The organism is Cytobacillus sp. MT66, assembly GCF_058792595.1.
The window spans coordinates 24975-45872 of the sequence record NZ_JBXAFB010000023.1 but is presented as its reverse complement, the minus strand read 5'-3'; the positions used below and the strand labels follow the sequence as shown (position 1 = coordinate 45872).

Genomic DNA, 20898 nt, shown 5'->3' with positions numbered 1-20898 from the left:
CGAGAAACCGTAAATTACGGTAGCTCTGCTTTCCTATTGTTAAAATTCAATTGTTAATTAGTTTTAACAATCGTTATAAATTTTAAACTAGAAATTATTTTCACAGAAAAAAGCACTTCTCTAAAGAAATGCTTCAAGTTTTAACTCTTTTATGATTAGGAATTGTGGACACTTCAATTGCAGCCTCTTTCGACTTGAGAAATAGGAAAACTTTTTAATTTTTCCCATTCATGCTCCAAAATGCTCATTTCCCATAATCCCCAGTATTCATTTCCAAATTTTCTTTCATCGCGAAGCAGCCCTTCTTTTTGGAATCCGGCTTTTTCATAGCAGGCAATGGCCGAATGATTAAATTCAAAAACGCCTAGGCTCACTCTATGCAAGTGAAGTTCATCAAAAGCAATTTTAAGAATTTCTTTGATCATTTGCAGGCCTATTCCCTTTCCTCTCACCGCTTGATCGCCAACTAATACTTTTCCAACTCTTGCCGACTGATTTTTCCGGTCGATCCTCCCTAAGGAAATATGGCCAATCGTTTTACCGCTTTCTTGATCGATTACTTTAAAAGCTAGCGTTTCAGAGTCGTCACGATTGGCCTTCTCTATGTATTTTTCCAGCTGATTAGCTGTTAGAGGAAATTCAAAGAAGGGTCCTGACCATTGAAGCAGGAATTGTGGTGATTCAATCCAGTCTATGAGCTGTTTAAAATCTGAGTGGTCAAAATATTTTAATTCTATCATCTGCCAGTCCCCTCTCCACACGTTCAAAAATTCTTTTTAAAGCAGATTAAGTTGCCAAGAAACCCCAAATTTATCATTCACCCAGCCGAATTTTTTGCTGAAGCCGTAGTTGCCTAATGGCATCAGGGCTTGTCCGCCTTCCATAAGTGTCTCATAAAGACGGTCGAGTTCTTCTTCCGTATCACAAGTAAGAAAGATGGAAAATGATGGAGTAAAGTCAAATTGATGTTTAATATTACTGTCGATGCACATAAATTCCTGGCCTTTTAAGGTAAAAAGGGCTTGCATGACGGTTCCTTCATCCCCAGGGCCGTCAGCACCATATCGAACGATACTGGTAATTTCAGAGTCCTCAATAAGAGATGTATAGAAATTCATTGCTTCCTCTGCCTTGCCGCCTTGAAACATTAAAAACGGTGTTACCTTTTGCATATGTATTCGCTCCCTTAGTCTTCATCTTTTATATCTCTATCTTCCGGAATGGGTTCATTCGCCAATTCCTTAACTAAATCTTTATATCTCTCAAGCTGTTCAAAATGTGTTTTGAACTGGTCTTTAAAAATTAATATCGCGCCTTCACCGTCTTGGAGAAATCGTATTTTTCCCTGCAGAATTAAATTCTTTACATACTGTTCTGACACAGATAAATATTCAGCCGTTTCTTCAATAGTTAAATACACTCACCATTTCACCCCATGTTTCATTTTAGCATCTTCATACCTAATAATAACCTTTCCTCAGGCGAAACTGCTAATCAAAACATAGTGAAATTTAAAAAAGCATATGTAGATCTATGTATTTTTTTAACATATGGCTCTCTGTTATTTTTGCCGTTGATTTCCTCTCCAGGCGCTTCGCTTTCCGGGGGGCTTTTTGCAAGCCTCCTCGTCGCCTTGCTCCTGCGGGGGCTCGCTTCAACGCTGATCCCCCAGGAGTCTACGCGCCTTCCGATCCAATCAACTAAGCGGTTAACACATCAAAGAACCGAGTAAACCCATCGCGTTTTCCTCGGCTTTTTGCTTTTAGCAGCTTTTCGGTTGTCCTTATGCAGCTTTCATCCTTAATAAGGATCAGCTTCATGGCTTTTTTTCACAGCATCTTTTGTTGCTTCGTTGGCGGCTAATGAACCTTGACCAAATTTCGATTGACCTGATTCACGGCCCGGAACTTTATTTCCCTTCTCCATTTCTTGTAATTCTTTCATTTTTTGTTCAATTGCTTCCTTTACACGACGACCATATTCTTCATCTGCCTTTGTGAAGTGGGCAATCATCGCATCTTGAATTCGCTTATCACATACCGCAAGTGCGTCAGCAAGGTTCTTGATTAATTCTTCGCGCTCCCATTCCTCAAACTCCCTGTATGTATTTCCAGCTTGACCATAGTTGTTAGGGCGATCAATAGGTGCACTCATTGCTTCTGCATTGTACTTTGGACGGTGCGGCGGGAGAACACCTTTACTTGCTTCCTCGTAGCCGCCGAGCATTGATGGCTCATAGTTAATATGTGGATTCTCTCCAGACTCCTTCGGATCACGCATATCCATTTGTCCTCGATGCTGGTTTGTACGAACAGGTGCTTTCGGTGCATTCACAGGCAATTGCAAATAGTTCGCACCTATACGATAGCGCTGTGTATCAGAGTAAGAGAAGGTACGTCCTTGCAGCATTTTATCGTCCGAAAAATCCATTCCATCTACTAGAACCCCTGTACCAAAGGCTGCTTGCTCAATCTCAGCATGATAATCTACTGGATTGCGATCAAGGACCATCCGACCCACTGGCAGCCATGGGAACTTATCCTCTGGCCATATTTTCGTATCATCGAGCGGATCAAAATCGAGTTCAGGGTGGTAATCATCTTCCATGATTTGCACATAAAGCTCCCATTCCGGATAATCTCCTCGTTCAATCGCTTCATATAAGTCTTGTGTGGCATGACCGACATTTTTCGCCTGAATCTCATTTGCTTCTTCTTGTGTTAAGTTCCGTATCCCTTGCTTCGGCTCCCAATGATACTTCACTAATACTGCCTCGCCTTTGTCATTTACCCATTTATAGGTGTTTACACCAGATCCCTGCATGTGGCGGTAAGTAGCTGGAATGCCCCATGGCGAGAAAAGGAGTGTGATCATATGTGTTGCCTCTGGTGTACGGGAGACGAAATCAAACATCCGCTGTGGATTTGGCACATTAGAAGCTGGATCTGCTTTAAACGCGTGTATCATATCAGGAAACTTCATCGCATCACGGATAAAGAAAATTTTCAGGTTGTTCCCAACCAGATCCCAGTTTCCATCTTCGGTATACATTTTTACCGCAAAACCACGAGGGTCCCGGGCTGTTTCCGGCGAATCTTTTGCTCCAGCCACTGTGGAAAAACGAACCATTAGCGGTGTTTTCTTTTCTGCACCCGAAAATACCTTCGCGCGAGTATATTTCTCTACTGGTTCATCTCCAACTTTTCCGTATGTTTCAAAATATCCAAATGCCCCCGCTCCACGTGCATGAACGACACGCTCCGGTATTTCTTCACGGTCAAAATGAGAAATTTTTTCAATGAAATGGTAATTCTCAAGCGTAGCCGGTCCACGATTTCCAATTGTACGGATGTTTTGGTTGTCCGGAACAGGATGGCCCTGACGTGTTGTCAGCGTCTCCCGCTTCACGTCTTGTCCATTTGAAGAATCGATATCTTTGTTCGCTGCCAAAATGTTAACCTCCTTTTAATACCATTTTTTCTTAGAAATTCAATTTATTCATTCCCATCATAAGGTATTTTAATGTAGTATTACCGTCACCTATTAGGAATTAATCTCTTAGAATTCCTGCCCGATCCGAACCAGCCGATGAGAGCAATAGCAACTAATACCCCATAGAAAATGAGAGTCCAAGCTGGACTATGGGGAAAATCATGATCTAAGATACCAATATCCTCATGGGCAAGAGCAATGACTGCAAGTTTGACACCGACCCAGGCAACAATTTCATAGGCTGTTGTTTCCAAAGCTGGACGTTTATCAAGAAGCTGTACAAACCATGCTGCCGCATATTTAATTAATATTAAGCCAGCAGTCCCGCCAAGCAGTACAATTATAAATTGCCCACCATCCATTCCGCCGAAATCATTAAGTGGCGAATCTGGAAGACCAAGGGCGAGAGCAACAGCAGCAAGAATGGAATCAATGGCAAATACAAGATCAGCTATGGCAACCTTTCCTGCTGTGGGCCAAAACCCTCTACCAGCTGCTTTCTTTTGAATGTTTTCATTCTCTTTTCCAAATCTTGCTTGAATAACATGTTTTAAACCCAGGTAAAGAAGATATGCTGCCCCTATCGCCTGTACCTGCCAGACATTTGCAATAAAAGAAATCGCAAACAGTGCAGCAAACCGGAATCCAAACCCCATGATTATTCCATAATTTATCGCCTTACTTTTTTGACTTTTAGGTAAATGTTTAGCTATAACTGCCAATACGAGGGCATTGTCAGCAGATAATAATCCTTCTAGTCCAATTAAAATAAACAAAGCCCAGGCATATTGTATCCATATTGTCTCAGCCATCTCTTCACTTCTTTCAAATAGATAAATCTCAAGCATATTTTTTCTAAAACCTTGGCATGGATGTCTCTACTAGTAGTTTCAGTTTTTATTCGCTCAACTGAAACTATGTTAAAATAAGCCTTTTTAGAAGGAGAAAATATAAAAAGGCAGCCATTTCAGCTGCCTTTAATATTTAAATTTTTTAATTAAATCCTGTAATTCCTCAGCCATTCTAGTTAATGAAGTAGAAGAGGCTGTGATTTCTTCCATGGCCGCCAGCTGTTCCTCGGCAGAAGCTGAAATACTTTGCGTCCCGCCTGCTGTCACATTTGATATGGCAGCAACAATTTCCACCCCTTTTTCCACCTGTGCCGAGCCTGCAGATAGCTCATGTATCGCAGATTTGACTTCTTGTATTTGAAAACTAACTTCTTGCACAGCTTTTTCAATTAGCTGAAAGGCACTTCCAGCCTCTTGAATAAGTCCAATTCCATCTGAGACTTTATTTGTTGTATCATTCATGGTGTAGACTGTTTCGGCTGTATCCGTTTCGATGTCCGAAATCAGTGCTGCAATTTGTTGCGCAGAGTTGGATGATTGCTCCGCAAGCTTTCTAACTTCATCAGCAACAACAGCAAATCCTTTTCCATGCTCTCCTGCCCTGGCTGCTTCAATCGCTGCATTTAAGGCTAAAAGATTGGTTTGGTTAGCAATACCTGTAATGACGCCAATGATTTGATTAATTTGACTAGAACGGTCTCCCAGGGTCCTCACTTTATCAGCAAGACGATTAACAGTTACGTTAATTTCATCCATATGATAAATAATATTGCTGATTGATTGATTACCGTCAACAGCCTTATCAGAAGCTTGGACCGATGTACTAGAAACGATCTCGGCCCTTTCAACCACTTGATTTACTAACGAAGTTAAATGAGTAACAGTTACATTCGTTTCATTTAAATTTTGAACTTGCTTGTCCGCCCCGGCAGCAACCTCTTGAACTGTTGAAGCTATTAATTCTGTTGATTTCGTTGTTTCTTCTGCACTCGCAGATAACTGTTCAGATGCTGCCGCCACTTGCTCTGCACTAGATGCTACAGACCTAATTAATTCCCTTAGCTTTCCAACCATAAGGTTAAAAGAGGAAGCCATTTCACCTAATTCATCACGTGTTTTAATAAAGATTCCTTGTGTAAGGTCACCCTCACCCTCGGCAATTTCTTTCAAACGGACATTCATTTTTTTAATTGGCTTATTTATTGACCGAATAATAAGGGATGAAACAATCATTCCGCCAATAACAGATAGGGCTATTGTCAGATATAAGATTGCCGAACTGATTTGTTGAGTCTTTTCAAGTAAATTCGTATCCTCATCAATTGTTTTGGTTACTTGATCGATTACATTCTCCACACTTGGATCTACTAACCCTTTTCTTAGATCCCTTTGTTCTAACATATGTATTTCCTGTGCTTTACTGACGTCCCCGTCTTGGTAAGCATCTGCCATTTGTTTATTTTTTTCAAAATAGGTTTGAAGGCTGTTATTAATGTTCTCTAATGCCTTTTTATCTGAAGGATTAAGCTGAAGGTTATTTGCCTCCGAAAAATAATGCTCTATGTCTTTGATCTTACTATCAATTCCGGACAGAAATTCTTTATCACCTGTAAGAAGGTAACCTCTCTCGTCATTAGAAATTCCTGTAAAACGATATTGGATTGATTTGAGTGTCAGCTGCAAACTTTGTTGATTTTCGATGTCGCGATAGATTTTATCCGTCTGAGCCGATTGAAAAACAGCTAAAAACCCAGTAATAAATAAACTGAGCACCAGGAATGAAACTAGTAGAATTAGTTTTGTTTTAATCTTCATAAATATCCTCTTTCTGCGATGCGTTATTATTTTTGATGGTACTTTTTATATATTTTATCAGAATTAACCTTTACTATTTTAACATAGAAAATATATTAGACTGTGCTAATTTTACTAGATAATTAGTCTTTATAAATAAGGATATGTTAAATCTTCAGCTTGATTGCTGCGAAAAGCGCTTCACTTCCCGTAAGGCGTTCCTAACCACTTTTCCAATATATCTTTCCTTTACCAAATATTAACCTTGTATTTACTAAGATTTAATATTTCTGCCTTACAATGAATAGGACAATCATTGAAGAAGGTGAATTTTATTATTCAGCAGAAGTCATCAAGTTCCAGATCAAACAAACTTTTCTCTTATTTAAAACTTCTAAACAAGCGTAGAAAACAAGAATTTTTATATTATCGAAGGTTCATGTGCTTACAAGAAATTATCGAACAAAATTCATTAGATACTTTTTACCAGCCAATTGTAGACCTTTCATCTGAGAGGACTATCGGCTATGAGGCTCTCAATCGGCCCCCGTCTTCATATTTGTTTCCCAATACGGAAAACTTTTATGATTTTGTTGGCCAAACCGATCAGGTATTTTTGTTTGAATGCTTTTGCAGAAACATTTCCCTTAAACGATTTATTGAACGCTTGAACGATAAAGATAGTAAGCAGAACTTTATGTTATTTCTAAACATCCATCCGCATGTTTTAATGGATACCAACTATCATAGCGGGGAAACACTGCAGCTCTTAAAAGAATTTAATATCGAACCGTGTCAGGTAGTTTTTGAAATAACCGAAAAAAGTGCAGTAACCGACTTTGCCCAATTTGAAAAAGTGCTGTCCCATTATCGTAAGCAAGGGTTTCGGATTGCTGTTGACGATGTTGGCTCCGGCTATAACAGCCTGAAAACACTCATCTATCTAAAACCGGAATTTATTAAACTGGATCGGTCATTGATTGACCACATCGATCAACAGCCGCAGCAGCAAAGATTAGTAACATTAATCGCAGAGTATGCCAAACAATCCCATATTAAAATTATCGGCGAAGGCATTGAACGTGTGGAAGAGCTTGAATATATCCGTAAAATAGGTGTAGATTACGCCCAGGGTTATGCTTTAGGACGTCCGGATAGAAATATTAAATTAGGGATAATGCCAACTGAGTGATCATTAGAGGGTGAACATATGATGATAAATATCGGTGAAATTATAGAATCGGTACCATGTATGACCCAGCACGAAAAAGGGAAAAAAGCAGATCAGCTTTTTGGTGAGGATTCAAGTTTACAAGGAATTGTTGTTGTAAATGGTGAAAAACCAATTGCCCTTTTGCCAAGATCGCATTTTTATCAAAAAATTGGTTCTTTATATGGCTACAATCTTTATATGGGACGAGAAATCGAACTTGTAGCAAAAACTGACCCTCTCATCGTTGATTTCAATGAGCCTATTACCGAAGTAAGTAAATTATCTATGAATAGAAAAGAAGAAGATCTCTATGATTATGTGATTGTGACAAAAGACGGTCACTATGCAGGAATCGTAAGCATTCAAAAATTGCTGATGAAACTAGTAGAGGTTCAAGTTGAATTTGCCAGTTATTTAAATCCGCTCACCAAGCTGCCGGGAAACTATATGATTGAAAGCCAGCTCAAATCTGTTTTAACTGAAAAGCAATACAGTATTCTCTACTTCGATTTAGATCATTTTAAAGCATACAATGATACATATGGATTTAAAAAAGGAGATGACCTTCTCCAAACGTTTAGTGATCTGCTTAAAAAACATCTTTCAAATGTTAATTTTTTAGGGCATATTGGCGGCGATGATTTTATGGCTATTATTAAAAACTACGACGTCGAACCTGTTTGCCGAATGATCGTTGCAGACTTCCAAAACATGATTAAACAATACTATGAGGACGAACATTTAACACAGCAATATGTAATCGCAGAAAATCGCTCTGGCAAAAAAACAAAGGCTCCCCTCCTATCATTATCAATTGCTGTTTTAACAAATAGGCATCAGCACTATTCTCACATTGATGAATTATCTTTAAACATTGCTGTCATTAAAAAACAATGTAAATTAATTCAGGGAAGCTGCTGTTTCGTTGATAGAGAAATGATGGGTAAGGTTGAGGATGGTGTATTACTAAAATGAAAATAAGGATGCGAGAACTATTGGAAAAGCAACAGTCCTCGCATCCTTATATGCGTCTATCATGATTCAAACTGATTTGGCCTGGATTTTTTTCTTTTTCCACGGTTTTAAATAAGAAATAATAAAGATGAAAATCGTAACCGCTACCTGAAAGTAAACCGCATATTGCCGAATCTCATGATTTTGAATGAATTCAGGATTGCTTAAGGCTAATTCCTTTTGTGTTTCCAGTAACTCCATATTGGTTACCATCAGCTCATCAATGACAAAAATACCAATAATCGTTTGGACAATATATAGCACAAATTTAACGCCGACCCATCTATGCTTAAAAAATCCCCAGTTGGTGAAAAATCCATATACAAGGCCCACTAATAATGTGCCAATTGCTCCCCATCTGACAATATTGTCACTGATAATCACAATGTTCTTATAACCAAGATACGTTTCATCAAATTTTGTAAAATCAAGATAAAGATTTAATGATAACGAACTCAGGATTCCTCCGAAAAAAAGAACTACTAGAAAAACGTGAATGATTTTCAACCACTTCATGCCCTTAGGACCAATTTTTTTCACTACTTTACCCTCCAAGATGTTTATTGCCGCTATAGCATTGATACTATTTAAGTTTAATAGGAATAAAATTGTTTTCACATGTCCTGTGGTCTAAACTTTTTCTACTTCTGTGGTCTTATTTTTTTGTCTATTATTCAAAACTCAATATTTCGATCGGATGATTACTTGTGACTAGTTTAACCTGTTAAACTTAACCACTTGCCAGGAAAATACGCTGCTTGAACATAAATTTTCCCATTTTTCACAAAAATCAAAAGGTTATGTAATATAATTTAGAGATACATAAAGGGAAATCTTTTTGGCACTCCATAAACAAACATCAAAAGGAGCAAACAGGGATGAATGACAAATTTTTAACCGGTATAATCATGTGTTTAATTGCCGTAATATCTTGGGGTGGAATGTTTCCGATTATGGGTGATGCCCTAATGATCATGGACCCCTTTTATTTCACTCTATTAAGATATGGTTCTGCGGCTATTATTTTAATGCTTTTACTCATTGCCATAGAGGGAAAGGGAAAATTATCAACAGACCGCCAGACAGGAAAAATATTGTTTTTTGGGGCGATGGGTTTTGCAGGTTTCAGTTTCTTTGTATTTTTAGGACAAAAATTAGCAGGCCCCTCAGGAGCAATTATTGCAGCAGTCATGATGGCCATTCAGCCACTTCTTGGCGTCATTGTTAATTGGGTGACTAAAAAGACTGCTCCTAAATTAGGAACCATTCTGTTTATAATTACGGGATTTATCGGTGTGGTCATGGTCATATCAAAAGGCGATTTACGTATCTTCGTTTCAGAAGATGGAAATATGTTTGCCAATCTTTTAATCCTGATTGGTGCTTTATGCTGGGTCATTTATACTTCTGGCGGAAGTTCTTTCCCTGCCTGGTCAGCATTAAGGTATTCCGCCATAACGAATTTATATGGGATCTTTTCAGTTATTATTATTGTAGGAGCAGCAACATTAGCAGGATGGCTGCAAATCCCAACAGTATCTATGATAGAGGATGTTTCCGGAGCCCTTATATATACTTCCTTGATTGCGGGAGTATTAGCCCTTTTCACATGGAATTATGGCAATAAGATACTCACCCCTTTAAATGGGATCCTCTTTATGAACCTGCTTCCTGTCACAACCTTTGCCATCTCCGTTATTCAAGGGTACCATTTATCTGCATTCGAACTAATCGGAGCCCTAATCACCATTGCAAGCTTAATCGGAAACAATTTATATATTAGAAAATTAAACAAGCAAGCTACAAAACTGACTAACATAAAGATGGCTCAGTAAAAAGGGAGGCTAGGTTATCTAGTCTCCCTTTTTATTAAATGGCTTATTACTGCATTGGCAAACTGATTTGCAAAATATGCCTGTAGAACCCTTTTCATAAACTAAAGAATATTCTTATTCGCCCTCGGAACTAGATAAGCAGGCATTTCCTCTTTTAAACCCCATATAAAGCTCATTGGCCTGCTGCCATAATGGCGCACATAATCTGCTGTTCCAAGGAAAACAAACGGCGATGTATAGCCATTTTCTTTTTTATATTCCCTAACAAATAGTGCGATTTGATGGTTGTTCTTCTTATGATTGATATAGCGTTCTGCTGTTTTACTTCCTTCAGCTATACGACTTTGCGTTTGCCAATGAAAAAGACGTTCATTTATTGCATAGTCATCATACAAAGTGGATGGAGAAAAATCTTTCTCAGATTTATTTAGAGTTATAAAGAAAATATCGAGATTTTTATCTTCAAGATATTTAACGCCTTCTCGGAAAGCTGGGCTACTGGATTCATTATAATAACCTAGCCCCGCAAGAACCTGAGAAGTTGTATAGTTACAATGAACGCCCAACGGGCTTATAAAATTAAAGTCGTTTTCAATTTCCATTGTTTCGATTGATTCATAAAGGTATAGAAGAATTTCCTTTAATTCATCTCTATATTGTGATTGCGAGAGTATTTGAAGAATTCCCTCCTCCAAACTTGAAAACCCCTCTTTTTCTGGATGTGACTGATAAAAGGAATAATAGAAAATTGCCAGCATAGATTTTTCTTCTTCTGAGTTTACATCCCGTTTTTCAATATATTGGAGTAAAAATAGAAGTAGCTTTTTTGAATTCAAATGAAAAACACTCGGTAATCGTTTCATTATCATTTTTTCATTTTTGTATATAAAATCAGGTGTCACTCCGGCCTCAACTTTTAGACGAGAAAAGCTGCGGTCCCCATTTTTCCCATATAAATCATATAATGTCAACTGATTTTGTCTTAAGAAATTTGCTAACGTTAACTCCAAACCAGTATCTTCCGCGAAATATTTTATTTTTGCCACTAGGTTTACACGGGTATTAGTACTTGACTTTAAATTTCTTAGAATATATTCTTTTGCTTGCTTTTCTAACTGAAGAAAGCAACCCTTTGGCAGGTTAAAGAACCCGTTTTCTACATAGTGCTGTACAGAGTGCTTCGTTTTTCCAATAAGAGCACGAAGTTTTTCTTCATAATTATAATTTTTATGAGCTTGACCCACAAAATCAAGTACTGTCAAACATTCCTTACCTTCTGCTAATCGCAATCCTCGACCCAGCTGCTGCAAAAATACGGTCAAACTTTCTGTTGGACGTAAAAATAAAATAGTATTTACCTCTGGGATATCTACACCTTCATTATAAAGGTCTACAACAAAAATAAATTTCATGTCTCCATTAATTAGCTTATGTTGTGCTTCATTCCTAGTTTTGCGATCAACATTTCCGTATAATGCAACTGACGGGATCCCGACCTTATTAAAAAATGCTTCCATATATTTCGCATGTTCAATTGAAACGCAGAATCCAATTCCTCTAACCTGCTCCATATCAGTTACGTATTTATTTAAACTTTTCACAATTAAACTGCTTCTATGGTCATTTAAGGTATAAACTTTCTCTAATTCCTTAATTTCATATCCTTTTCTACTCCACTTCAATTTAGAAAGATCAACTGTATCAGTTACACAAAAATATTGGAATGGGCTTAGTAATTTCCGATTGATTGCTTCTGTTAATCTCATTTCAGCAGAGATTTTATCATCAAAGTAAGATAATATATCTTTTCCATCCATCCGCTCTGGTGTTGCCGTTAGTCCGAGGAGGATTGTAGGAAGATAGTGATCTAATAATTTCTGATATGAATCGGCCGCTGCATGGTGAAATTCATCAACAATAATAAAATCATAATAATCACTTGAAGTGATTTCATGAAGCTTTTTACTGTTAAAACTCTGAATGCTAACAAACAGATGTTCTAATGACAGTGGTTGCATATTTCCTACAAGCATATCTCCAAAATTAGGGTCCTTTAATATGGCTCGGAAGGTTTCCAAACTTTGTTTTAAAATTTCCTCACGGTGCGCAACAAATAATAGTTTTGACGATTGATTTTTATTTTTAAATCGTTTGTAATCAAACGCTGATATCACCGTTTTTCCCACACCAGTTGCGGCCACAAGTAAATTTTTCATACGTCCAAATACTTCCCGCTCCACCTGTAACTTTTCTAATATTTCCTTTTGGTAAAAATACGGTTGAACGTCAAATATGTAATAAGACTCAGGTTTTTCTCGAATTTTATTTTTTGACAATGCTTGTTGTAAGAGCTTATGATCTTCCTCATTTTCTTGATGGAAGACTTTGAATTCATAATCGTTCCAATAACTTTCAAAGGTGGCTTCAAATTTTTTTAATATATCAAATGAGTCCTTTTCAGTCACTTTAATATTCCATTCCAAACCAGAAGTCAAGGCAGGATTTGAAAGATTTGACGAGCCGATATAAGCTGTGCTAAAGCCTGTTTCTCTTTTAAAAAGATAAGCTTTTGCATGCAACCTTGTCCGTTCAACATCAAAAGAGATCTTAATCTCTGTATTAGGTAACTGACTTAGCTCTTGAATTGCCTTATAGTCCGTGGCCTCCATATAGGAGGTTGTAATTACCCTTAGTTTATTATTCGGTTTTGATGTAAAGGTCCTTAATTCTTCAATAATGCATCTTAAACCACTCCATTTAATAAAAGAAACAAGCATATCAATGGAGTCGGCAGTTAAAATCTCTTTTTTTAATTCACCAAGCATATTTGGCTCAAAGCTAGAACCTGTAAATAATGAACTTTGTGAAATTGGTGTTATGGGACGAAGAACCTCTCCCTTTTTTATACTTTGAACAGAATTGATTCGTGAATAAACGGAAGTAAGAACCTCTCCTTCTTCTTCAATCTGAAGTTCTGAGAATTCTTCTTCATCCAAATGTTCACTTAAAATGTTAATAATTTCATTACAGGTTCGAATTTGATTTATCAATGCTTGGCGGTCGTCGTTTTCATTCTCACGTACAAATTTCAATGCCTTCCTAGTAACAAATGAAATGTAAGAAGATAATAGTTTTCTAGCCTCTTCAACATCAATCTGTTCCTTTCCAACATCGAAGGATTCGTCTGAAAGCTGGTTTAATTCATTCTTGAGTTTTTGATTGATAATTTCCTCATAAATACCCTGTTTGAGCATAAGATTACTCCTAACATTCATATTCCGCTTTAGGTAATTACTTATTATTCGTTATGTTATTAGTATAAATCACCCAAAATATATATAATTATCTTTACCAATTATATCAAATTATTACATTTAATCAGGACTAAATCCCTCTTTGATGTAATAATCAGTTAAAACAAGAAACTATTTCCCTTTTTAAAGGAAGTAAAAACTATGCCTCAATAACTTTCTATTGAATAACTAGTTTAACAAAACCGGTCATTTAAATGGTTTACTGTTATTTTTTTGCAAACGGGGTGACTGAAGCAACTTTTCATACCAGTCACCGGGGGACGGAATTCTATATTATCAATGTAACAGAGGAAGAAATCGCTTCTATAAAAAGGGGAGCTCCAGAAAAAACAATTTTTCATCAATATGAATCAAAGTGAGGCCTTCAATCTAATGAATAATCATTTCCATAAGTTTCTACCCGCCATCCAAAACCTAAAATCCAATGGGCCATATTCTAAAAAAGATCTCCTAACGGCAAAATTCTTAATGGACAAGGAAGGCCCGATTGAAATGTATTACGCCCCGCACAACGAGTATGTGAATCGTAAAGCTGCGGTTGTGATTGCAGGTATTACTCCTGGTTGGAAGCAGATGAAATCAGCGTTTGAGCAGGTTCGAAAAAGCCTTGAGAATTCTCAGGAAACCGAGCAGATTTTAATAGAGGCAAAAAAGGCCGGCGGACTTGCCGGGTCCATTCGCACCAATCTAGTTGACATGCTGGATCAATGCGGAGTTCCTGATGCATTAGGGATTGAAAGTGCCTCCTTCTTATTTGGGGAACAAAGATCACTGTTGCACACCACATCTATCATAAAATACCCTGTTTTTTATCAAGGGAAAAACTACACCGGGCACCAGCCTCGCATTCATCAATCTGCCATGCTCTATTATTCCGCCTTTAAAATTTTTCCTGAGGAGCTTAATCTAATTCAATCCCCTGCCCTAGTGGTTCCGCTCGGAAAAACAGTAGAACATGTGATTAAGCAATTACAGGATGAAGGGAAAATCCCAAATCACACTTACATTTTTGGATTTCCCCATCCATCAGGAGCCAACGGTCATCGAAAAAAACAATTCGAACAGAATAAGGAATCTCTTTTTGCAGCTGTTCAAAATTGGGCAAATCATTTTCCTAATTAATGGGACATATAGTTTAACGAAAGGAGGTTTCTTTTGAAAAGGATCATTAGATTCTTTGTCGCTGTCGTAATTGTTGTTTTTAGTATCGGATTTATTCTTAATCAGGCTCAATATACATCTTTTACAGACCTTGTTCCGGAAAAAGAGTTATCTAAAATTGATAGAATGATTATTGACCGCTATTCGGATGATGTTCGGGTATCGATAACTGATAAGGATGTGATCAGAAAGATTATCGGAGATTTTTCCAAAATGAAGCTTAAAAAGGTTGACCATACGGTTGGCGGCAATGGTTTATACGCTGTAAGACCGTATCCGTCAGATGTTTTTGGAATTGAACTTATTGAAGGAAATTATGTTTGGATTAAAACCAAGTATAAAAGTGGTTTTTTTGAAATTGTTAATGATGAGATTCCTTTCCGTTCAATTGAAGAAGATTTATATTGGGAGTCTAGAAGATAAATAATAAAGACCGTGAGCATGTGTCACGGTCTTTATCATTTATATTGTATTTTGGACCCTTGCTAACAATCCTTCCAGTGCGGAAGCAGGAAGTTTCTCTCCCTCTGCAATGGCATCGAACCATTCTAATAAAGAAGGATTTGATAAAAGAGTATCATCTAACCCATTTGCCAGCATAAAGCGATTGATATATTCCAATGTCATGTACAGCTTTCGATAATTACCACCAGCAATAATTTGCTCATTTGCTTCCTCTAATAGCAGGCTTGCCGCAAAAACATGGTACATGCGATTTAGTAATTGTTTGGAAGGCAATTCTTTTTCCGGGCCATTTAGGCTAATGATTCTTTTCGTTTGAGCTTCAATTTTATTGGTAATTTGTAAAAGCACTTCCGCTGCTTCCTTTGCTAACGGGGCTGTGACCTCATTAATTCGCTGTTTGATATCACCAAAAAACACCTCGCCAGCCTGATCCTTTTGCAGCGCTCTTAGAATATCTAATGAAATAATATTTGTTGTTCCTTCCCAAATTGATCCTAAATGAGCATCGCGAACAAGCTTTGGATCCACCCAATCCTCAATATATCCATTACCGCCCCGTGCTTCCATCCCTTCGCCGGTTGCATATCTTGCGCGTTTGCAAATATATCCTTTTAATATAGGCGTTAGAATTCGTAAGAGCTTATCATTAGAAATACTGCCCTGATCGGCCTTATCATAAACGGAAGCTGTGTAGAAACAGCTAGCTTGTGCTGCTTCTGCATCGAGCAGTAATTCAAATAATGTTTCTTTCATAAGGGGCTTTTCGGCAATCGAGCTGCCAAATGCCTTTCTGCCTCGCGCTGAAACTAGTGCTTCTAAATAAGTTCTTCTCATCATCGCACTTGCACGAATAGCATTGGACAAACGTGAAGAATTGACCATGGACATCATTTGCTTAAAGCCCTTTGAAATATCGCCGACAACATAGGCTACGGCCCCTTCAAAGGTTATTTCCCCTGAAGCAAAATCCTTCGTACCCATCTTATCCTTCAGCCGATTGATTTTATATCGATTAAGCGAGCCATCGGACAGCCTTCTTGGCATTAGGAACAAGCCAAGTCCTCTTGTTCCCTCGACAGCTCCTTCTGGCCGGGCCAAAACTAAGGCTAGTTCTGCTGAAACATTGGAGCAGAACCACTTATCGCCATATAGCTCCCAATGATCACCAGCTTTTTTTGCTGTTAATGTATTGGCTCCAACATCTGATCCACCTTGCTTTTCGGTCATAAATTGGGCGCACATCCATAGGTCGTTAAGATTGGTCGAAGTCATATGTGGTAAATATTTGTCCTTCATTTGTTGATCTGCATATTTAGTTAATACACGCGCAGCAGAATCAGTCATACTCATCGGACAGCATAAACCAAACTCTGATTGGGAAAATAGATACCAAAACGAATATTTAAGAACATGTGGCAGCTTTTCAGAAAAACCAAATACAGGCTTATGTGACATCGCTGCAAGAGCAAATTGACTGAAACCGATTCTCCGCATTTCCGTATAGGATGGGTGATATTCTACCTCGTCTATCCTTTCCCCTTTGTTATTGAAGTTAACTAACACCGGCGGATTCTTGTCCGCTTGGCGGGAAAGTTCGTCTAACCGGTCCCCTGCTAGTTCTCCTAACTGGGTTAAATAAGGCAATGCACGTTCATATTCATCAGGAGATAAATAACGTTTAAGAATGAAAGACAAATTCTGATCTTCTTCGAAAAAGTTTAACCCTTTTGTATCTGGCATGGCACCCAAATTAGCTTGCGCCGTTTTCGCTGCAACACTCATCATAGCCCCTCCCTCACTTTTCGGAATTCAGATTCCTATATTGTTAATTTTAGAAATTATCGATTTATTTGTCAATAAAATTTAGAATATTTAAATTAATTTTAAAAGGTTCCAAATATCCTCTTGTGAAAACCATAAACAACTGTTTTAATGTACTATAATAATAAAAAACTCTTGCTTTCCACTATTTATCGGAGGAATCATTTTATGAATACTAGTATCTCAACAACCGTACTTCGTGCGATTAAAATTTTAAACTTTTTGAGAGATTCAGCTGGACCAAAGGGAATAAAGGAAATCAGCGAAGCCCTGGACATTTCTACAACGGTTACTCATCGCATACTATCCACACTTAAAATGGACGGAATGGTTTTCCAGGATATTGGCTCCAAAAAGTATTCGCTTGGCACCGTTTTTATTGAATATGCTAATAAACTGATTACAGACATTCCAGCCATGATAGATTCTGATTTAATTAAGTTAAGAGATGGAACGCAAGAAACTGTTGGATTTTATATGCTGAGCGGCTTAACAAGGGTATGTGTGATCGAGCACCCAAGCCAGCAGGAGATTAGCAGAAGAGCAGGAGTCGGCAATCGGATCCCGCTTCAGCTCGGAGCCAGCGGAAGAACGATTCTAGCCTTTTTAGAGGATGAATTAAAAAATAAAGTTTTATCCCTTCTTCCGGAGAATGAAAGAATTGAACTAACAGAACAGCTGAAACTAGTATCAAAAACGAAATTTTCGATAAGCGAAGAGGAATTGACAAGAAATGTCTCTGCATTATCTGCACCAGTATTTGGCCAAAAAGGCAAGGTCATCGGTGCGATTGCTATATCCGGCCCTTTCTTTCGCTGGAATAAAGAGACAATGGAAGAACACATTCCATTTTTATTAGAAACAGCTGAAAAAATATCAAAATCTTTATATTAATAAAGTAAAGTGACTTAAAGCTTAATGTTGGTTTAACCGCTTAGTTGATTGCAGCGGAAGGCGCGTAGACTCCTGGGGGATCAGCATTGAAGCGAGACCCCGCAGGAACGTATGTGACGAGGAGGCTCGCAAAATGCCCCCCGGAAAGCGAAGCGCCTGGAGCGGAAATCAACGTCCAAATTTAACAGAGCCAAAAAGTAAAAAAGGCAGCCCTTCTATCCGTTCAGGCTGCCTTGCTGTGTTTTAGTGTTTTTTCCCTTCACTATGTTTACCAGTAACCGTTTCAAGGTCAATTTCGTAAAGATTTATTTTTCCGATTGCTGGATAACCTTCATTTTCAAATTTCCAATTAGGATCACCGTATTTTCCCCATAGCCGGTCGAAGAACCACACTTTTTTGTCCTCTTCATTGACTTGATGAATCTTCCCAAATGCTACAACACTTGTATATACAAGTGCAGAGTTGCAGGCATAGCGCTTGCCAGGATGCACATCACCCATTTGCTCTACCTCAATACACACTCGAGGATTTTCTTTAATATTCTGTTCAAAATGGCTTTCTCTCAGATTGCCTGTATGAATATAAAACTTAGGACCGCCTTCATAGACATACACCAAAGGAATGACATATGGGTAGCCGTCTTTTCCGGTTGTAGCCACATGGACCACCTCGGCTTGTTGTAAAAATGTTTCCACATCTTCCTTTGACATTTCACGTGCTGCGTTGTGAATAATTCCTCTCATTGCTGATTCCCCCTTTATGTACAATTCTATTATTGAGCAATTTTCCCTATTTTGCAAAAGCTTTTGAAAAAAAACAGGGCTGGCACGTGAGCCAGCCCCTTGAAATTATTCATTTGGAATAATTGGCAATATAATATGTGACGGATGCTCTGAATCATGATAAATCGTATTTTTCGCTGTCTTCATAGCGGCATCATTGCCAAACTTATGTCCTGTATTCGGGTTATTATCGAATCTAGGATAGTTACTGCTGGAAACATCTACACGGATGCTATGTCCCTTTTTAAATATATTAGCCGTTGAGCCTAGGTCAATCGTAAATTCATAGATTTTCCGTGGCTCTAATAAGGTTTCTTTTTCACGGGATTCATGGTATCGGCCGCGGATAATGCTGTCTTGAATGATGATGGAACGTCCGTCAGGATAGACATCCGTTAATTTAACAGCAAAGTCAGTGTCCTTAGCGTTAGTTGATGCCCAAAGCTTCACCTTAATCGGGCCAGTTACTTCTGTATCCTCATTCAGCACCTCTGTTGTGTAGGTAAGCACATCTTTTTCAATACCCTGCTGATCTTGTGGACCTCGCTCATCATTTGGTGTCGTTCCGCTAATATTTCCGCCCACAGTCGGCGTTGGGTTTTTCGGATCATAAAGATAAGAATCAGCTTTTTCACCAGATTTTGGCTTTTCGGTGCTCAGAATGCCATCATTCAATGAATCAATCGTTCCAGATTTACCATCATGAAGATAGTAGTTTGTATATTCGGTGCGAGCTATCGGCCACTCCTTTTCCGTGCGCCAGAAGCCATCATTTTCACCCTTCATAATATAAAGCTTGACCGGATTTTCATCCATAATTCCGTTATCTATTCCTTTTAGCCAGTAATCAAACCAGCGTAATTGCTCAAGCCGCCAATTATCTGCCCCATTGCCAGCATTGTGCACATCGCTCAAATCAGCTTTTGGAAAATTAAACGTCCCCACCGCTGTTTGCGGATATCCGTGAGTCCATGGTCCAATTAATAATTTTTGCGTGTCTTGAATGTTTACGGTTTTCTCTAAAGCAGGCAAATATCTTTCTGTCGGACCATTTTCTGTAATTCCAATATAGTTTTTAGATGTTCCGTTTAGTAAAATATCGTACCATCCCCCAACATGATAGGTTGGTACTGGCCATGTATCATGTTGTTCCTGAGGAGAGATGCTCTTCCAATACTCGTCATACTCAGGATGATCCATCGCTTCTTTCCACCAATCAATCATTTGGTTTAATGGTGCCACCTTAGATCTTGGCATATGATTAAGCCACTTCTCATAATCATCTAACGCTTTTTTAATCTTATCCTGGTTAACAGTATTTCCATTCTTTTCGTCAAGTCGTCTTGCTGTATCTACCGCCTGGCCTAAAGTCCATGATAAATAGCGGTCTAGCTGCATAGCTCCGCCTGTAAAAAAGACTTCTTCAGCAGGATTGCTCATCCCTTCAAGCGGAATCATTGTAACAAGATGAGGCGGTTTTGATTCAGCCAACACATACTGGGTATAGGCCATGTAAGATAGGCCCATTGTGCCAACCTTCCCAGTACTAAAATCCTGAACTGCAGCCCATTCAATTAAATCATAGCCATCCTTGGCATCATCAAATACAAAGTTCCATTCTCCTTCTGACTTGTAGCGGCCACGTGTGTCCTGAACAACCACTGCATAGCCTCTTTTTGCAAAGAAAGGACCTTCAGTTTTCCCATATGTATCCTTGTTGTAAGGAGTTCGAAACACAAGCGTAGGAAAACCATCTTTCTTTTCTTGCTCCGTTTTGGCAACCGGCAGGTAAATATCTGTAGCCAGTTTTACACCATCGCGCATTTCTACCATAACGTCAGTCTTAAGTTCATACTGATAAAGTTCTTCTGCCTTTTCCTGCTCTGACTGCCCAAAAGCCACACTGCTAAATAATGATGTGACTAAAAGAACAGTCAGCAGCATAGAAAGAAATTTTTTCTTTCTATTCATGCACACACCTCCATTTTCTTTATTTTTCAAATTTTCAAACTAATATTATATCGATAGGAAAAATAAGTAAATAGGACATTCGCGGGAAAAAGGATATAGGTATTTAGTCGGAGTATTATAGTTGCTATATCAATAAAGTATAAACCTTATTGATATATGTGGAAGTTGGTATGTAATATTTAATAAAAATTGCTTAACTGTCAATGTGAGAAAGGATCTATTGGACAAGTTCCGGCTTGCAAATGGCAATGTTGTCCATGAGCGGGTTTCTAATGGACAACTTCCTGCTT

General features: G+C 38.3%; 17 protein-coding genes. 6 read left to right on the top strand and 11 right to left on the bottom strand.

The features are described from left to right. Nucleotides 1-173: 173 nt before the first annotated feature. The 6 genes from AC1Q59_RS23450 to AC1Q59_RS23425 all read right to left on the bottom strand — a co-directional run bounded on the left by AC1Q59_RS23450 (nucleotide 174) and on the right by AC1Q59_RS23425 (nucleotide 6158). The gene (locus AC1Q59_RS23450) at nucleotides 174-740 is read right to left on the bottom strand and encodes a GNAT family N-acetyltransferase (RefSeq protein WP_492368293.1); all 567 of its coding nucleotides are present in this window, start codon (nucleotides 738-740) and stop codon (nucleotides 174-176) included. A 36-nt stretch (nucleotides 741-776) separates the two neighbouring features. Further along, complete coding sequence (locus tag AC1Q59_RS23445) at nucleotides 777-1172, bottom strand: VOC family protein (RefSeq protein ID WP_492368292.1); 396 nt, start codon at nucleotides 1170-1172, stop codon at nucleotides 777-779. A gap of 14 nt (nucleotides 1173-1186) precedes the next feature. Then, on the bottom strand, nucleotides 1187-1420 hold the full coding sequence (locus tag AC1Q59_RS23440; protein ID WP_492368291.1) for an excisionase family DNA-binding protein: 234 nt from the start codon (nucleotides 1418-1420) through the stop codon (nucleotides 1187-1189). 380 nt (nucleotides 1421-1800) lie between these two features. Further along, complete coding sequence (locus AC1Q59_RS23435) at nucleotides 1801-3450, bottom strand: catalase (RefSeq protein WP_492368290.1); 1650 nt, start codon at nucleotides 3448-3450, stop codon at nucleotides 1801-1803. Nucleotides 3451-3536: 86 nt separating this feature from the next. After that, complete coding sequence (locus AC1Q59_RS23430) at nucleotides 3537-4304, bottom strand: TerC family protein (RefSeq protein WP_492368295.1); 768 nt, start codon at nucleotides 4302-4304, stop codon at nucleotides 3537-3539. Nucleotides 4305-4469: 165 nt separating this feature from the next. Continuing rightward, nucleotides 4470-6158 (bottom strand): methyl-accepting chemotaxis protein, encoded by a 1689-nt coding sequence (locus AC1Q59_RS23425; protein ID WP_492368289.1) that lies wholly within the window; start codon nucleotides 6156-6158, stop codon nucleotides 4470-4472. A 418-nt stretch (nucleotides 6159-6576) separates the two neighbouring features. On the opposite strand from AC1Q59_RS23425, the gene AC1Q59_RS23420 reads away from it, so the two are divergent. Both AC1Q59_RS23420 and AC1Q59_RS23415 read left to right on the top strand, forming a co-directional pair. Next, entirely contained in the window at nucleotides 6577-7329 is a 753-nt protein-coding gene (locus AC1Q59_RS23420; RefSeq protein ID WP_492368288.1) for an EAL domain-containing protein, read from the top strand. Between the two features lie 18 nt (nucleotides 7330-7347). Further along, the gene (locus AC1Q59_RS23415) at nucleotides 7348-8325 is read left to right on the top strand and encodes a GGDEF domain-containing protein (RefSeq protein ID WP_492368287.1); all 978 of its coding nucleotides are present in this window, start codon (nucleotides 7348-7350) and stop codon (nucleotides 8323-8325) included. Nucleotides 8326-8391: 66 nt separating this feature from the next. Here AC1Q59_RS23415 and AC1Q59_RS23410 read toward each other — a convergent pair whose 3' ends face one another. Next, on the bottom strand, nucleotides 8392-8904 hold the full coding sequence (locus tag AC1Q59_RS23410; RefSeq protein ID WP_492368286.1) for a DUF2269 family protein: 513 nt from the start codon (nucleotides 8902-8904) through the stop codon (nucleotides 8392-8394). A 338-nt stretch (nucleotides 8905-9242) separates the two neighbouring features. On the opposite strand from AC1Q59_RS23410, the gene AC1Q59_RS23405 reads away from it, so the two are divergent. Further along, a complete protein-coding gene (locus AC1Q59_RS23405; RefSeq protein WP_492368285.1) occupies nucleotides 9243-10199 on the top strand; it encodes a DMT family transporter in 957 nt (318 codons plus the stop codon). A 101-nt stretch (nucleotides 10200-10300) separates the two neighbouring features. On the opposite strand, the gene AC1Q59_RS23400 is transcribed toward AC1Q59_RS23405, so the two are convergent. Next, nucleotides 10301-13453, bottom strand: a complete 3153-nt coding sequence (locus AC1Q59_RS23400; protein WP_492368284.1) for a DEAD/DEAH box helicase — start codon at nucleotides 13451-13453, stop codon at nucleotides 10301-10303. A 432-nt stretch (nucleotides 13454-13885) separates the two neighbouring features. Between AC1Q59_RS23400 and AC1Q59_RS23395 the strand changes: the two genes are divergently transcribed. Both AC1Q59_RS23395 and AC1Q59_RS23390 read left to right on the top strand, forming a co-directional pair. Then, the gene (locus tag AC1Q59_RS23395) at nucleotides 13886-14635 is read left to right on the top strand and encodes a hypothetical protein (protein WP_492368283.1); all 750 of its coding nucleotides are present in this window, start codon (nucleotides 13886-13888) and stop codon (nucleotides 14633-14635) included. Between the two features lie 33 nt (nucleotides 14636-14668). Beyond that, the gene (locus tag AC1Q59_RS23390) at nucleotides 14669-15097 is read left to right on the top strand and encodes a hypothetical protein (RefSeq protein WP_492368282.1); all 429 of its coding nucleotides are present in this window, start codon (nucleotides 14669-14671) and stop codon (nucleotides 15095-15097) included. Nucleotides 15098-15136: 39 nt separating this feature from the next. On the opposite strand, the gene AC1Q59_RS23385 is transcribed toward AC1Q59_RS23390, so the two are convergent. Continuing rightward, nucleotides 15137-16924, bottom strand: coding sequence for an acyl-CoA dehydrogenase family protein (locus AC1Q59_RS23385; protein ID WP_492368281.1), 1788 nt, complete (start codon nucleotides 16922-16924; stop codon nucleotides 15137-15139). A 204-nt stretch (nucleotides 16925-17128) separates the two neighbouring features. Here AC1Q59_RS23385 and AC1Q59_RS23380 point away from each other — a divergent pair, with 204 nt between their 5' ends. Further along, entirely contained in the window at nucleotides 17129-17854 is a 726-nt protein-coding gene (locus AC1Q59_RS23380) for an IclR family transcriptional regulator (RefSeq protein ID WP_492368280.1), read from the top strand. A 243-nt stretch (nucleotides 17855-18097) separates the two neighbouring features. Here AC1Q59_RS23380 and AC1Q59_RS23375 read toward each other — a convergent pair whose 3' ends face one another. Together AC1Q59_RS23375 and AC1Q59_RS23370 are read right to left on the bottom strand one after the other, a co-directional pair. After that, the gene (locus AC1Q59_RS23375) at nucleotides 18098-18598 is read right to left on the bottom strand and encodes a pyridoxamine 5'-phosphate oxidase family protein (protein WP_492368279.1); all 501 of its coding nucleotides are present in this window, start codon (nucleotides 18596-18598) and stop codon (nucleotides 18098-18100) included. A gap of 105 nt (nucleotides 18599-18703) precedes the next feature. Beyond that, the gene (locus AC1Q59_RS23370; protein WP_492368278.1) at nucleotides 18704-20608 is read right to left on the bottom strand and encodes a CocE/NonD family hydrolase; all 1905 of its coding nucleotides are present in this window, start codon (nucleotides 20606-20608) and stop codon (nucleotides 18704-18706) included. Nucleotides 20609-20898 lie beyond the last annotated feature (290 nt).

Excerpts from the sequence above, each read along its gene's own strand:
- AC1Q59_RS23380 (WP_492368280.1), top strand. The coding sequence starts at position 17,129 with ATGAATACTAGTATCTCAACAACCGTACTTCGTGCGATTAAAATTTTA.
- AC1Q59_RS23405 (WP_492368285.1), top strand. The coding sequence starts at position 9,243 with ATGAATGACAAATTTTTAACCGGTATAATCATGTGTTTAATTGCCGTA.
- AC1Q59_RS23450 (WP_492368293.1), bottom strand. The coding sequence starts at position 740 with ATGATAGAATTAAAATATTTTGACCACTCAGATTTTAAACAGCTCATA.
- AC1Q59_RS23420 (WP_492368288.1), top strand. The coding sequence starts at position 6,577 with ATGTGCTTACAAGAAATTATCGAACAAAATTCATTAGATACTTTTTAC.
- AC1Q59_RS23430 (WP_492368295.1), bottom strand. The coding sequence starts at position 4,304 with ATGGCTGAGACAATATGGATACAATATGCCTGGGCTTTGTTTATTTTA.
- AC1Q59_RS23395 (WP_492368283.1), top strand. The coding sequence starts at position 13,886 with ATGAATAATCATTTCCATAAGTTTCTACCCGCCATCCAAAACCTAAAA.
- AC1Q59_RS23375 (WP_492368279.1), bottom strand. The coding sequence starts at position 18,598 with ATGAGAGGAATTATTCACAACGCAGCACGTGAAATGTCAAAGGAAGAT.
- AC1Q59_RS23415 (WP_492368287.1), top strand. The coding sequence starts at position 7,348 with ATGATGATAAATATCGGTGAAATTATAGAATCGGTACCATGTATGACC.
- AC1Q59_RS23385 (WP_492368281.1), bottom strand. The coding sequence starts at position 16,924 with ATGATGAGTGTTGCAGCGAAAACGGCGCAAGCTAATTTGGGTGCCATG.
- AC1Q59_RS23445 (WP_492368292.1), bottom strand. The coding sequence starts at position 1,172 with ATGCAAAAGGTAACACCGTTTTTAATGTTTCAAGGCGGCAAGGCAGAG.
- AC1Q59_RS23425 (WP_492368289.1), bottom strand. The coding sequence starts at position 6,158 with ATGAAGATTAAAACAAAACTAATTCTACTAGTTTCATTCCTGGTGCTC.
- AC1Q59_RS23400 (WP_492368284.1), bottom strand. The coding sequence starts at position 13,453 with ATGCTCAAACAGGGTATTTATGAGGAAATTATCAATCAAAAACTCAAG.
- AC1Q59_RS23370 (WP_492368278.1), bottom strand. The coding sequence starts at position 20,608 with ATGAATAGAAAGAAAAAATTTCTTTCTATGCTGCTGACTGTTCTTTTA.